Source organism: Blautia sp. KLE_1732_HM_1032, assembly GCF_025147905.1.
In the GTDB taxonomy this organism is placed as follows: domain Bacteria; phylum Bacillota; class Clostridia; order Lachnospirales; family Lachnospiraceae; genus Blautia_A; species Blautia_A fusiformis.
This window is the reverse complement of the sequence record NZ_CP102266.1, coordinates 118538-132658: the sequence shown is the minus strand read 5'-3', so window position 1 is coordinate 132658 and position 14121 is coordinate 118538. Positions and strand designations below refer to the sequence as shown.

Here is a 14121-nt window from a genome sequence, read left to right as displayed (position 1 = left end):
ATCTTATGAAACAACCTATTGTAATACACATATTCGGGTATAGTTTATAGCATTTTTATAAGTTTTTCAATACTCTCTCCACAATTTTAACATTGGAACTTCCATATTTTTTACACATGCGCTCCAGCCAGGAATCCTCGATATGGACCTGATAAGCAGGGGGAAGTTTCTTCATTGCCTTGACATCTTTGAGATAAATAACCACCGTGCTGTTTCCTCTGGATTCCATCAGATCGTCTACCAGACCGGTCTCGGCTTTTGCGTACTCTTCCCGGCTTTCAAACTGGAGCCACAGTTCTCTTGGCATATCATCAAAAAGACGGACCTTTTCCAGGATCAGCTTGCTGGCTTTGTCGTCTTCTGCGGATACTCTTCCCTGAATAAAGAGCCGGGCATCTTCATTCAGGAACATCTGGCATTTTTCGTAATCACGTGGAAATACCACAACCTCCACGGTGCCTACCAGATCTTCCACTGTAAGGAACGCCATTACCTTATTATTCTTTGTATATTTTATGGTTTTATCCGTGATCATTCCACCCACGATCACTTTCTGGTTATCGTAAACCTCCGGTATCCCTGTTTCATCATCCGGCTGAAAATCAGAAGTTTTTGCAGAGATCATTTTTTCCATCATATTCCGGTAACGCTCCAGCGGATGACCGCTGAGATAGATGCCGAGAACTTCCTTCTCAAAGGTCAGTATCGTCTCCTTCGGATATTCTGCTGCCTGCGGCATACGGATCTCAAATTCCTTTTTATCTTCTTCAGGCGCAATATCAAAAAGACTCAGCTGTCCCGCCATGGTATGCTTCTTATCCTGGTTGATACTGTCTATGATCTGCGTATAAACCGTCATTTTCTGATTCCGGTTTCCCTCCAGGCAATCCAGCGCTCCGGCCTTGATCAGATTTTCCACAACTCTCTTGTTGATCTGGTCGATATTTCGCTCAATAAATGTTTTCAGGGAGGTATATTCTCCGTGCTCCTCACGCTCCCGCACAATCCCCTCGATTACCGGACGGCCGATACTCTTGATGGCAGAAAGTGCATAACGAATGGAACCATTGTCAACAGAAAAGCCATAAACACCATGATTGATATCCGGCGGAAGGATCCGGATCCCCATCTGGCGGCATACAGAAATATACTCGGCAACCTTGTTCGGCATTTCCACAACGGATGTCATCAGTGCAGCCATAAATTCTACCGGATAGTAATATTTGAGATATGCCGTCTGGTAGGAAACCACTGCATAAGCGGCAGCATGAGACTTATTGAAGGCATACTTTGCAAAATCTGTCATCTCATCGTAGATCTTGTTTGCGATCTCCTCGGAAATACCGTTGGCGATACATCCCGGTACTCCCTCTTCCACGTTTCCGTAAACGAAATTCTGACGTTCTTTTGCCATAACAGAAGCTTTTTTCTTGGACATGGCACGGCGCACCAGGTCACTTCGTCCAAGGGTGTAGCCTGCAAGCTCACGGACGATCTGCATAACCTGCTCCTGGTATACGATACAGCCATAGGTCGGCTTCAGAATCGGCTCCATCTGCGGACAGTCATAACGGATGGTATCCGGACGGTTTTTTCCGCGGATGTACTGCGGAATGAAATCCATGGGACCCGGACGGTAAAGCGAAATTCCCGCGATCACGTCCTCAAGGCTCTGAGGCTTCAGCTCCTTCATGAAGCTTTTCATTCCGGCACTCTCCAGCTGGAACACGCCGTCAGTACGTCCTGTTCCGAGAGAATCCAGTACCTTTTTGTCGTTGTAGTCGATCTTTTGCATATCCAGGAGCATACCGGTACTTTTTTCCACCATTTTCACAGCATTCTGGATAACCGTCAGGGTACGGAGACCCAAGAAATCCATTTTCAGAAGTCCCAGCTCTTCCAGTGTTGTCATGGTAAACTGCGTGACAATGGAACCATCCTGTGCTCTGGAAAGGGGTACGTATTCCGATACATCCTTCTGGCTGATCACAACACCTGCCGCATGCATGGAGGTATGCCTCGGAAGCCCCTCCAGACGTTTTGCCAGATCGATCAGACGATGGATATCGTCCTGTTCCTCGTAAGCCTTGCGAAACTCCGGATTCATTCCCAGTGCCTTGTCAATGGTGATATTCAGCTCCTGTGGGATCATCTTGGCGATGGTGTCCACCTGGGCATAAGGCATATCCAGAACACGGCCTACATCACGGATGACACCGCGGGCTGCCAGTGTACCGAAGGTAACGATCTGAACCACGCAGTCATCACCATATTTTCTTCTTACATAATCAATAACCTCCTGTCTCCGTTCGAAGCAGAAATCCACATCGATATCCGGCATGGATACTCGCTCCGGATTCAGGAAGCGTTCAAAGAGCAGATCATACCGGATCGGGTCCAGCTGGGTGATCCCAAGTGTATAGGCAACCAGGCTTCCTGCGGCAGAGCCTCGTCCCGGACCGACCATGATATCGTTGTCCCTGGCATATTTGATAAAATCCCATACAATGAGAAAGTAATCTACATATCCCATGTTTTTGATCGTAGACAGCTCATAATCCAGGCGCTTTTTCAGCTCCTCTGTTACCGGATGATAACGCTGCTCAAGTCCCTCATGGCAAAGCTTGTTCAGATATTCCCAGGAGGTAAGTCCGTCCGGCACATCATATTTCGGTAGCTTGGTCACACCAAATTCAATCTCCACATGACATCTCTCCGCGATCCTGTGCGTGTTTTCCAGCGCTTCCAGCGCATATGGGAAAAGCCGCGCCATCTCCTCCGGTGATTTCACATAATACTGGCCGCCCTCATAGCGCATTCTGTTCTCATCGCTGAGCTTTTTCTGAGTCTGCAGACAAAGAAGAACATCATGTGGTTCCGCATCCTCTGCCATAGTGTAATGCACATCATTGGTGGCAACCAGATCGATCCCCGTCTCTCTGTGCATACGGAGAAGCTGCTGGTTTACAGTCTGCTGCTCCGGGATCCCATGATCCTGAAGCTCCAGAAAGAAATTTCCTTTTCCGAAAATATCCTGGTAACGTAATGCCGCGATCTTGGCATCCTCATACATTCCACGTGCAAGATATCTGGCGACCTCTCCCGCCAGGCAGGCACTTAAGGCAATGATACCCTCGTGATATTTTTCCAGAAGCTCCAGATCCACACGTGGCTTGTAATAAAACCCTTCCACGAATGCCTTGGATACAATTTTCATCAGGTTGCTGTATCCCTGATTATTCTCAGCCAGCAGGACCAGATGATAATAACGGTCATCCCCACTTCCCACTTCTCTGTCAAAACGGGAGCCCGGAGCCACATAAACCTCACATCCGAGGATCGGATTGATCCCGGCTTCTCTTGCAGCTCTGTAAAAATCGATCACACCATACATAACGCCATGATCGGTGATCGCCGCACTGTCCATACCCAGTTCTTTTACTCTGGCTACATATTCTTTGATCTTATTGGAGCCATCCAGAAGGCTGTATTCTGTATGGACATGTAAATGTGTAAACTCCAAATTTATTCTCCTTATCGTAAAAAACAGGGCTCCAGATCCTCCCCGCTCTGCACTTTTCTCTGAACGTGCCGGAGCGTGTCTGATCCGGAGCCGGTCAACACCTTGTTATTTTTTAATGTAGATCCTCTTGTCACGGATCTCTACTTTTCCTTCCTTCATCAGATGACCGACTGCACGCTTGAATGCGTTCTTACTGAGGCCAAACTCTCTCTTGATGACTTCCGGTGAGGCATGATCATCAAATGGCAGCACCCCTGCAAATTCCTCGATCACGCTGAATACGCTCTCTGCATCCTCATTGATCTGGATGTAAGCCTTCTGGCGGTCACTGACGTTCATCTTGCCATCCTCTTTCACCTCTGTGACACGAAGATCAAGAATAGCTCCCGGTCTGTACTTGCCTGTTGCCTCCCGTGCCGGGATCAGAGCGGAATATTTATCATCTACCGCAACAAAAACGCCGAAATTCCCACTGATCTCATAGACACGCCCCTTTACCGAATCTCCCGGTACATAAGGAGTTCTGGTGGAAAGATAATGATACACCTTCATGGTTGCACAGAGTCTGCTGCTCTTATCTACATAAAGCGCTACCAGACACTCCTCGCCTTCACGGACCCGGTTGGTCTGCTCATGATACGGAAGAAGAAGATCCTTCTCCAGTCCCCAGTCAAGAAAAGCACCGATCCTGGTGACCTGTTTTACCTTAAGGACTGCGGTCTGTCCTACCTGAAGCATCGGCTCACGGGTAGTTGCGATCAGTCTGTCCTGGGAATCCTTATAGATGAATACTTCGATCTCATCACCTGCTTTGGTTCCTTCCGGTACCTGTTTGGACGGAAGAAGCACCCGCTCATTCTGAGGTGCGTTTCGGTCCTCTCCAAGATATATTCCGAAATCCACGGTTTTTACAACCAGTAATTTCTGTTTTTTACCTAATTCTATCATTCTTACTCCTGTTCCTTAAAACTATATATGATCATTTACTATTTGCTGTCTGTCCTGCATTATAACATAAGAGAATTATTATAGAAAGCACAAAAAAGGCAGCTTCGGAAATTTCTTTCCGTCACTGCCTTTTATTTGACATTCATGGGGGAATCTGCCCCCACATTGGGTCAGTCTGTTATTCTGTTGGTTTCTCAACCGGCATCGGGTTCATCATTTTAATGACAAAAAGTACGATCAGCATCAGCACGATTCCCACCGGAAGAGCGATCCATGCTGTTTTTACAAAGCCTGCAACAATATAAGTTACAAAGGATACTGCTGCAGCCAGGATCGCATACGGAAGCTGTGTGGAAACGTGAGTCACATGATCACACTGTGCTCCTGCGGAAGCCATGATCGTTGTATCGGAGATCGGTGAGCAGTGGTCTCCGCAAACTGCACCTGCCATGCAGGCGGACATGGAAATGATCATCATCTCAGGACTGGATTTCTCAAATACCGCAACAACGATCGGGATCAGGATACCAAAGGTTCCCCAGGAAGTACCTGTAGCAAATGCAAGTCCACATCCAACCAGGAAAATAATGGCCGGAAGGATAACTTCAATACCACCGGCAACAGAACGCATGGCTTCTTCTACGAATACCGCTGCACCAAGTGAGTCTGTCATAGCCTTCAGTGTCCATGCAAAGGTCAGGATCATGATCGCCGGTACCATAGCCTTGAATCCTTCCGGGATGCATCCCATACAGTCTCTGAAATTGACCACACGGCGGATCATATAGAAAATAATGGCAAACACCAGACCAAAAGCACTTCCCATTGCAAGGCCTGTAGAGGCATCACTCTGTGAAAATGCGGTAACAAAATCTGTTCCGCTGAAAAATCCTCCTGTGTAGATCATACTGATGACACAGCAGATAACAAGCACAACGATCGGGATCACAAGATCGATCACCTTTCCTCTCGGATTCGGTGTCTCATCATCCGTTGCATTCTCATACGGTCTTGCAGATGTTGTATAAAGATCTCCGTTCAGAGCATTGATCTCATGTGTTCTCATGGCACCAAACTCGGTTTTCATCAGTACCATGCCAACCATCATTACAATAGTAAGGATCGCGTAAAAGTTATACGGGATGGTTCTTACAAAAATCGCAAGTCCATCCTGTCCCTCTACGAATCCGCTGACTGCAGCAGCCCAGGATGAGATCGGTGCGATGATACATACCGGAGCAGCTGTTGCATCGATCAGGTATGCAAATTTCGCTCTGGATACGTGATGTCTGTCAGTTACCGGACGCATAACGCTTCCTACTGTCAGGCAGTTAAAATAATCGTCAATGAAGATCAGGATTCCAAGGATGATCGCTGCAAGTTCCGCGCCCACACGCGTGTGGATCTTTTTGCTGGCCCATCGTCCGAATGCGGCGGAGCCGCCGGCCTTGTTCATCATACATACCACAGATCCCAGGATAACCAGGAAGATCAGGATACCTACGTTATAGCTGTCAGCAAGAACCTTGATGATTCCTCCCTCAAAAATCTGTGTTACCGTTCCTTCAAATTTAAATCCGGAATAGATCAGTGCTCCTACTACAATTCCCACAAACAGAGAACTGTATACTTCTTTTGTGATCAGTGCAAGGACGATCGCAACAAGAGGTGGAAGCAGTGCCCAGATCGTTGCATACAGAGCAGGCTGGTAAGTCTCCTCCGCATCCGCAGCCAGCACAGTCAGGGGACTTGCCAGTGCGCCCATGAATACCATTGCCATAACAGACAATGCTGTTCCTGCTTTTTTACTCATTTTTCTCCTCCCTTTTCGGGGACAAAAAAACGGAGGCTGTCTCTTCTTAAGAACACCTCCGGTTAAATAATCCTTATTTAACTAATAGCCTGTCAGAAAATCTCCATTCAGCATATTAAATGCAGATCTCCCGAAGTGCTACCGATAGCGCTCCACATCCGTGACAGTACAACGCATATTCTGCGTTATCCCAGCACCCTGTCATCTGGCCTTCCAGAGCACTTCGGCAGATTTTCCTTTCTTTATGAACAGCCTGCCAGGGCCTTCCGTCCATAAATACTGATAAAATCCGCGCCTCTATCTTCTTATCCGTGACCGTTTGTCCTCCGCAGGACTTCCCGGCCATCTTTTTTTCTTTATACTGTAGCAGTTTCCGACATAAATATCAAGTAGTTTACACAGATTCCTGCCATTCAGACCAATATTGTTACTTTTCACTCCGTTTTCAGTAACACGCTTCGCGGAATATTACCAGCGAACTGTAATCCCATATTGCCTTATTTACTGCTCATTCAGCAGCCACTTCACATCCACTCCCAGCACCTTTGCAAACACCCGCAGTTCATAATCTGCCACAAAACGTTCTCCTCCTTCGATCCGGCTGATACTGTCACGCTCCAGCATCACTCCTTCCACCTGCATTTTTGCTGCCAGCGCAGATTGCGACATCCGTTTCATATTCCTCATCTGGCGTATTTTTTCTCCGGAAACGTTCTTTTTTCCCTGATAAGTGTATATTTTCATCCTGCCACCTATTTTAATAAATGTGTTAATGTTCTGCATTTTTCTTGACATTAGCATATATTTCGGCGGCACCTGTGTTAAAGGTCAGCAAATCTGACATTTTCTGCATTTTTCGACAAAAAATGCCGCGGTACTGTTCCGCGGCATTTCCACTCAAGCGGATATTGACGATCCACCATCGGGTTAAACTGTTTTTTCTTCTGATCAGTCTTCCTGTCCTACCTGACCATAATATGCATTTGCACCATGTTTTCTGTAGTAATGCTTATCCTGAAGCTCCTGCGGTGCCGGTTTTACATCCGGATTGATCAGCTCGCAGCGAGATGCCATCTTGGCAACCTCCTCAAGAACAACTGCGTTATGAACTGCCTCATGAGCATCCTTACCCCAGGTAAAAGGTCCGTGGTTCTTACACAGCACAGCCGGTACTGCTTCATAATCTTTGTTTTTGAAATAATCAGCAATAAGAACTCCCGTGTTCTTCTCATATGCCTCTTCGATCTCTCTTTTGGTCAGATTACGTACACATGGTACTTCTCCGTAAATGTAATCTGCATGTGTGGTTCCATAACACGGGATCGATCTGCCTGCCTGCGCCCAGCTTGTTGCCCAGGATGAGTGGGTATGTACGATGCCGCCGATATTCGGAAACGCTCTGTAAAGAACTGCATGTGTCGGTGTATCAGAGGATGGATTGTATCTTCCTTCTACTTTATTTCCGTCAAGATCTACCACTACCATGTCTTCCGGTGTCAGCTTGTCATAATCCACACCACTTGGCTTGATCACAAAAAGTCCCTGCTCCCTGTCGATCCCGCTGACATTTCCCCATGTAAAGGTAACAAGACCATATTTTGGCAGATCCATATTTGCTCTGTAAACTTCTTCTTTTAATTTTTCAAGCATAGCGCGCCCTCCTTTTACGGTATAGTTGTTTCAAAAACGATGTACTAATCTCTACCGCCTATATTTATTTTGTAAACTCAACTACTGCGTAAGGTTCTTTATCCTCCGCGTTGAGAACTACAGCTTCTTTATTTTCTGTCATATATACTTCCGGAATGATAACATTATCCAGTACTGCCTGACGTTTATATTCAGCACGAAGCTGACCAACTTTAAAATCCTCAGGCAGATGATCCGCTGCCATCCGGATATACTGACAGTTGTTCACATGATGATTGGTGTCCAGATGATGCTTCTGTACGGAAAAAGCATTCTGCACTTCCCGTTCCTTCGGAAGCGCGATCTTTCTTGGTGCATAATCCATCTCTATTTTTTCGCCCAGATCATAGGGATCTGTATCTGCCGGTGTTAGCTTTTCCGGAAGACCGGTTTCTGTATTGATAAAGGACCAGTAGGAATTGGCCCATGCCAGCTTCTCACCATCCATTGTCTCAAGAATAAAATTACGCATTCCGATAAATCCACGGAATCCATAAGGAATTGTTGTTACTTTTATATTTTCACCAAGCTTCGGATATCGCTTCACGATCACCTGCCATGCAGAAAGTACCCAGGCTCTTTTCTGTTCCTTTAATACTTCCATGCCGACTCCTGTCTGCTCGGATTCAAAGGTACAGCAATCCTGAAAATAATCCAAAACTCCCGGCAGCGTCAGACATCCATCTTCTCCGATCTCACTGAATCTTACTCGACTCTCAAAACTGTAACTCATTCATGCCTCCTGTCATACTGTCTATACTTTATTGTAACACTTGGCAGGAAGAAACGCACTTGTTTTTTTTGGGGCGCAGCGGATTGCGAATATCTTCTTATTTTTGAGTACAAAAAAAGTACCTCGTAACTGAGGTACTTAAGAAGCAGGGCTACAAGGATTCGAACCTTGAACTGACGGAGTCAGAGTCCGTTGCCTTACCGTTTGGCGATAGCCCTATGTGTTTTGTTTTTCGCTTGCCTTATCGCTTGCGACGGATGTTATTATATAACAGCTTTTTTGAAATTGCAACCCCTTTTTTTAATTTTTTTTATTTTTTTCAAAATTTCTTAAACTGCTGTTAAAACTCCTTATTATATGCGGGTTGACGCAGTAAAAAAAAATTTACAATCCACTCCTTTGTGTTATAATAAGCCGTATAATAAAAAGAACGGAAACAACCGTGTATTTCCCTCCGGTCACAATATCCGGAGGCATCCAAAGGAGAACGCTATGCGAGCAAATAACCTTACTCTGCTCACGGACCTCTATGAGCTTACCATGATGCAGGGATATTTCAAAAACCCTACCAACCAGACCGTTGTCTTTGACATGTTCTACCGCAACAATCCGTGCGATGGCGGTTTTGCCATCTGTGCAGGACTGGAGCAGATGATCGAATACATCGAAAATCTCCGTTTCTCAGAAGAAGACATTACCTATCTGAGAAGTCTTGGCATCTTTGAGGATGACTTCCTTGAGTATTTGAGCAACTTCAGATTCACCGGTGATATCTACGCAATTCCGGAGGGAACCGTGATCTTCCCGAGAGAGCCAATGGTCAAGGTTATCGCACCGATCATGGAAGCTCAGCTTGTAGAGACGGCCATCCTGAACATTATGAACCATCAGAGTCTTATTGCCACTAAGGCAGCACGTGTATGCCACGCAGCCAAGGGCGATCCCATCATGGAATTCGGTCTTCGCCGTGCCCAGGGTCCGGACGCCGGAATCTTCGGTGCCAGAGCTGCAGTGATCGGCGGATGTGCCGGTACTTCCAACGTACTGACCGGCCAGATGTTTAACGTTCCGGTTCTCGGAACACATGCTCATTCCTGGATCATGAGTTTCCCGGATGAGTACACAGCCTTTAAGACCTATGCGAGACTTTACCCGAATTCCTGTACTCTTCTGGTTGACACCTACGATGTCCTGAAATCCGGTGTTCCCAATGCGATCCGTGTATTTGAGGAGATGCGTGAGGAAGGTATCCAGCTGAAGAACTATGGAATCCGTATCGACAGCGGTGATCTTGCATATCTTTCCAAAAAAGCTTACAAGATGCTGGCTGCTGCCGGTTTCGATGATGCTACCATTTCCGCATCCAGCGATCTTGATGAATATCTTATCGAAAGCCTGAAGGCCCAGGATGCCAAGATCAATTCCTGGGGCGTCGGAACCAAGCTGATCACAGCCGATAACAATCCGGCATTCGGCGGCGTATACAAGCTTGCCGCTGTAAAGGACGCTGACAGCGATGCCTTCCAGCCGAAGATCAAGCTTTCCGAAAACACAGAAAAGGTTACCAACCCGGGCAACAAGACTGTATACCGTATCTACAGCAAGAAGACCGGCAAGATCAAGGCCGATCTGATCTGCCTTGCAGATGAGAAATTCGATCCGGAAGAAACTATGGTGATCTTCGACCCGGTTGACACCTGGAAAAAGACCAAGGTTCTTGGCGGAACCTACGAACTCCGTGAGCTCCTTGTTCCGGTAATTAAAGATGGTAAGAGCGTTTACAAGTCTCCATCTGTCATGGAACTCCGCGACTACTGCAAACAGGAGCAGAACACACTGTGGGATGAATCCAGACGTTTCGTTAATCCGCAGAAGGTTTATGTAGATCTCTCCCAGTCACTCTATGACATGAAGAAGGCTCTCCTGGAAGAAATGAGTGAAAAAGAGCTCTGATAAACAGAAATAAGCATTCATAAACCCTCCTTTCTTATCATAAGCTTATGGATAAGGAAAGGAGGGTTTTTATTGCACAGAGAATTTTATACCCGGCTGATCAGCAGGGAGCATCCTCTGCCGGAAGCCTTTGTGCCGGAACATCTTATCGATATCGGACTTCCATTTGAAGCAGCACCGGGAGATCCGAAGCGGCTTCTGGAGTATCAGGCTGCAAAAGCCGCTTCCCAGCTTTTCCATGCCTGTCACAGATGCGGTCTGAACCTGTGGGCAGTTTCCGGATATCGTTCCTACCAGCGACAGAAGGAGCTTTTTACAGGAAGTCCTTTCGTTACAGAGCCAGGAACAAGTGAGCACCAGAGCGGACTTGCTCTGGATGTATCCTGCCCTTCCATCCATATGGAGCTCTCCGAAAGGTTTTCCGCAACAGGAGAAGGCCGCTGGCTGAAAAAGAACGCTCCGCTCTATGGTTTTATCCTCCGGTATCCCAAAAGCAAAGAGGAGATCACCGGCATCCCTTACGAGCCATGGCACATCCGCTATGTGACCAAACCTCTGGCTTCCTGGCTCACTATCACAAATCTGACTCTGGAAGAATACTACTGCTTTCCTTCCCGGTGTCCGCACCCTCCCTGATCTGCAGCTCCTGGCATCTACATCTGATGTTTATATCTTGATCTGCACACATTTTTCTGTACATCTGATGCACTTTTACTGCTCCATCTGTCTGCCAAGAAAACCGGCTGCTGTGCGGACAAGGGCACGTTCTGTGTCTCCCAGTGCTGTTTTTTCACTTTTAGTCAAAAGAATCACTGCTCCAATGGCGTCACTCGCACACAGGATCGGCTGTATCATTTTCTGGCAAAATGAATCCATAGCGTCGGAAATGACTGATATATTTTCCCTGCTGTCCTGACTGACCATTCTGCCTTTCCTGCCGGCAATGACTGCATCCAGATCAGAACTGATCTCTTTTCCTTCCAGTTCCCGGCTTCCGCTGCCGCATGCCGCCACGACCTGATCACGATCTGTAATACAGGCAGTCAGTCCGGTGGTCTGTACCAGCGCTTCTGCATATTCCGCAGCAAACGTATTCAGCTCTCCAATGGGCGAATATTTTTTCAGGATGATCTGTCCTTCCCTGTCTGTAAAAATCTCCAGTGGCGTTCCTTCCTTGATCCGCAGTGTCTTTCGTATCTCTTTTGGAATCACAACCCTGCCCAGATCATCGATCCTGCGAACAATTCCCGTTGCTTTCATCTTCCTGAATTCCTCCTGTATTTTCTGTTCATTGTACGTCAATGTTATGTTAACTATTTGTTTTTCATATGGTTATTATGCGAAAAACTGGGAGAAATATGCATAAAAATCTCTTATTTATCTGTCGCTGCAGGAGCAGCATTGTCGTATGCCTGCTGCAGAAATACTTCCTGAGAGTTAAGCGGAGCATTATCGGATGGTTCGATCTTATAATTTCCCTTATTGTTCATGATCCTTGCTTTTCGATTATCACTGAGCATTGTCACAAACATTTCCTGGATCTGCATACGGATATCCGGATCCTCGATAGGCGCCGCAACTTCTACACGACGAAGAGTATTTCTTGTCATAAAGTCTGCAGAGGAAATATAGATCCTTGCTCTCTCCTGTGTTCCGAAAATATAAATACGGGAATGCTCCAGAAAACGTCCTACAATACTGATAATGTGGATATTTTCTGTCTGTCCTTTCACTCCCGGGATCAGACAGCAGATACCACGGATCACCATATCAATGTGTACTCCTGCACAGGATGCTTCTACAAGCTTGCTCATAATACGTTTATCTGTCAGAGAATTCATTTTCAGACCGATATATGCCTGTTCTCCGGCCTTCGCATGCTCGATCTCCTCATCGATCATGGCAAGCACTTTGTTCTGAAGACATCTTGGTGCCACAAGAAGATGCTCCATATCTTCAACAGTTTCTCCCATTGCCAGTGCCTGGAACACTCTGGCCGCTTCCGTTCCGATCTTCGGATCCGCAGTCATAAGAGAAAGGTCTGTATACAGACGGGCTGTTTTTTCATTGTAGTTTCCTGTTCCGATCTGTGTATAATATTCCACATTTCCGTCTTTTTTCTTCATGATCTGGCAAAGCTTGGAGTGTACCTTATAGCCGTCCAGACCGTAGATCACATGACAGCCTGCATCCTCCAGAAGTCGGGACCATCCGATATTGTTCTCCTCATCAAAACGTGCCTTCAGCTCCACCAGAACGAAAACTTCCTTTCCGTTTTCTGCTGCTTCGATCAGAGCTTCCACAACCTTACTCTGTTTTGCCACACGGTAAAGTGTCATCTTAATGGAAACTACATCCTCATCATTGGCAGCCTCATGGAGCATTGTAAGAAACGGCTTGATGCTTTCATATGGGTAGGAAAGAAAACGGTCCTTTTTCGCGATCTGGTCAAGGATCGGTTCGTGGCTGTTAAACAGAGGAGATTTCTGAGGAATTCTTTTTTCATAAAAAAGCTCTGTTCTTTTTCTCAGGCCGTCCTGGATCTGGAATACAAAAGAAAGATCCAGCGGTATATCTCCCCGGAACACATAATTCTTGTCCACTTCCAGATACTCGCAAAGTGTTTCAACAACATCTCCGTCCATTTCTCTTGACAGCTCCAGGCGGATCGGTGCCAGTTTCTTTCTTGCCTTGATCAGTTCTACCATAAACTCACGGTAATCCAGATCTTCATCATAAAGAGCATCTGCGTCAATATCCGCATTTCTGGTAATACGAAGCAGGGACTTTGCCTTGATGTGGTAGCCCTTGAAGATTTTTGAAACAAAGTGAAGGATCAGTTCTTCAGACAGCATGTAGGTGCCGGTTTTTCCCGGAACCGGGATCAGTCGCAGGATACCTGTACTGCTGCACGGAATGATACCCAGCTTTTCTTTTCCTTTTTTTGTTTCCAGAACTACTACCGCATAGATCTCCTTATTCCGGAGAAATGGAAACGGCTGTCTTTTTCCGACGATAGATGGAGAAATAACCGGAGCCACCTCTGCTTCAAAATAGCGTTCCAGATAATTGCGGTCCTCTTTTTCGATCTTATGGAAATTCAGCATATGTACGCCGTATTGTTCCAGATTTTCCATGATCTCTTCATAAACAACATCTCTTTTCCGGTTCAGCTTTTTTGTTCTGGCAAGGATCGCGTCCAGCTGTTCCTCCGGCGTCATATTGGTTTTATTTTCACGGATATCCTTTGCCAGAAGCATCTGATCCACCAGAGATCCCACACGTACCATGTAAAATTCATCCAGGTTGCTCTGATAGATAGACGCAAATGTGAGGCGTTCACACAGCGGATTTTCCGGATTCTCAGCCTCCTCAAGTACCCTTTCATTAAACTTCAGCCAGGATAATTCCCTGTTCATGTATATTGTATCTGCCATTTTTTCCTCCTGCGTCGCCATGTAT

10 protein-coding genes, 1 tRNA gene and 1 riboswitch are annotated in these 14121 nt (G+C 46.4%); of the genes, 2 read left to right on the top strand and 9 right to left on the bottom strand.

Annotated elements, in window-relative coordinates; all coding sequences use genetic code 11:
* Positions 1-55: 55 nt before the first annotated feature.
* The 7 genes from NQ489_RS00570 to NQ489_RS00540 form a co-directional block, all read right to left on the bottom strand.
* Positions 56-3523, bottom strand: a complete 3468-nt coding sequence (locus NQ489_RS00570; protein ID WP_021652587.1) for a DNA polymerase III subunit alpha — start codon at positions 3521-3523, stop codon at positions 56-58.
* 105 nt (positions 3524-3628) lie between these two features.
* Positions 3629-4471, bottom strand: coding sequence for a CvfB family protein (locus tag NQ489_RS00565; protein ID WP_021652585.1), 843 nt, complete (start codon positions 4469-4471; stop codon positions 3629-3631).
* A 178-nt stretch (positions 4472-4649) separates the two neighbouring features.
* Entirely contained in the window at positions 4650-6236 is a 1587-nt protein-coding gene (locus NQ489_RS00560; RefSeq protein ID WP_227945657.1) for a Na+/H+ antiporter NhaC family protein, read from the bottom strand.
* A gap of 185 nt (positions 6237-6421) precedes the next feature.
* A riboswitch (Lysine riboswitch) is annotated at positions 6422-6592 on the bottom strand.
* Between the two features lie 193 nt (positions 6593-6785).
* Positions 6786-7028 carry a helix-turn-helix domain-containing protein gene (locus NQ489_RS00555; RefSeq protein WP_015526736.1) on the bottom strand — a complete coding sequence of 81 codons (243 nt, stop codon included), beginning with the start codon at positions 7026-7028 and terminating at the stop codon, positions 6786-6788.
* A gap of 204 nt (positions 7029-7232) precedes the next feature.
* Entirely contained in the window at positions 7233-7934 is a 702-nt protein-coding gene (araD, locus tag NQ489_RS00550) for an L-ribulose-5-phosphate 4-epimerase (RefSeq protein ID WP_015526737.1), read from the bottom strand.
* 64 nt (positions 7935-7998) lie between these two features.
* On the bottom strand, positions 7999-8706 hold the full coding sequence (locus tag NQ489_RS00545; protein ID WP_021652581.1) for an acyl-[acyl-carrier-protein] thioesterase: 708 nt from the start codon (positions 8704-8706) through the stop codon (positions 7999-8001).
* A gap of 146 nt (positions 8707-8852) precedes the next feature.
* A tRNA-Gln gene (locus tag NQ489_RS00540) sits at positions 8853-8924 on the bottom strand.
* A gap of 274 nt (positions 8925-9198) precedes the next feature.
* Between NQ489_RS00540 and NQ489_RS00535 the strand changes: the two genes are divergently transcribed.
* Complete coding sequence (locus NQ489_RS00535) at positions 9199-10659, top strand: nicotinate phosphoribosyltransferase (protein ID WP_015526739.1); 1461 nt, start codon at positions 9199-9201, stop codon at positions 10657-10659.
* A gap of 72 nt (positions 10660-10731) precedes the next feature.
* A complete protein-coding gene (locus NQ489_RS00530; RefSeq protein ID WP_021652578.1) occupies positions 10732-11295 on the top strand; it encodes a M15 family metallopeptidase in 564 nt (187 codons plus the stop codon).
* Between the two features lie 75 nt (positions 11296-11370).
* Here the strand turns inward: NQ489_RS00530 and NQ489_RS00525 are convergent, their stop codons facing one another.
* The gene (locus NQ489_RS00525; protein ID WP_044962160.1) at positions 11371-11919 is read right to left on the bottom strand and encodes a stage V sporulation T C-terminal domain-containing protein; all 549 of its coding nucleotides are present in this window, start codon (positions 11917-11919) and stop codon (positions 11371-11373) included.
* Positions 11920-12032: 113 nt separating this feature from the next.
* Positions 12033-14096 (bottom strand): polyphosphate kinase 1, encoded by a 2064-nt coding sequence (gene ppk1, locus NQ489_RS00520; RefSeq protein ID WP_044962158.1) that lies wholly within the window; start codon positions 14094-14096, stop codon positions 12033-12035.
* Positions 14097-14121: the final 25 nt, after the last annotated feature.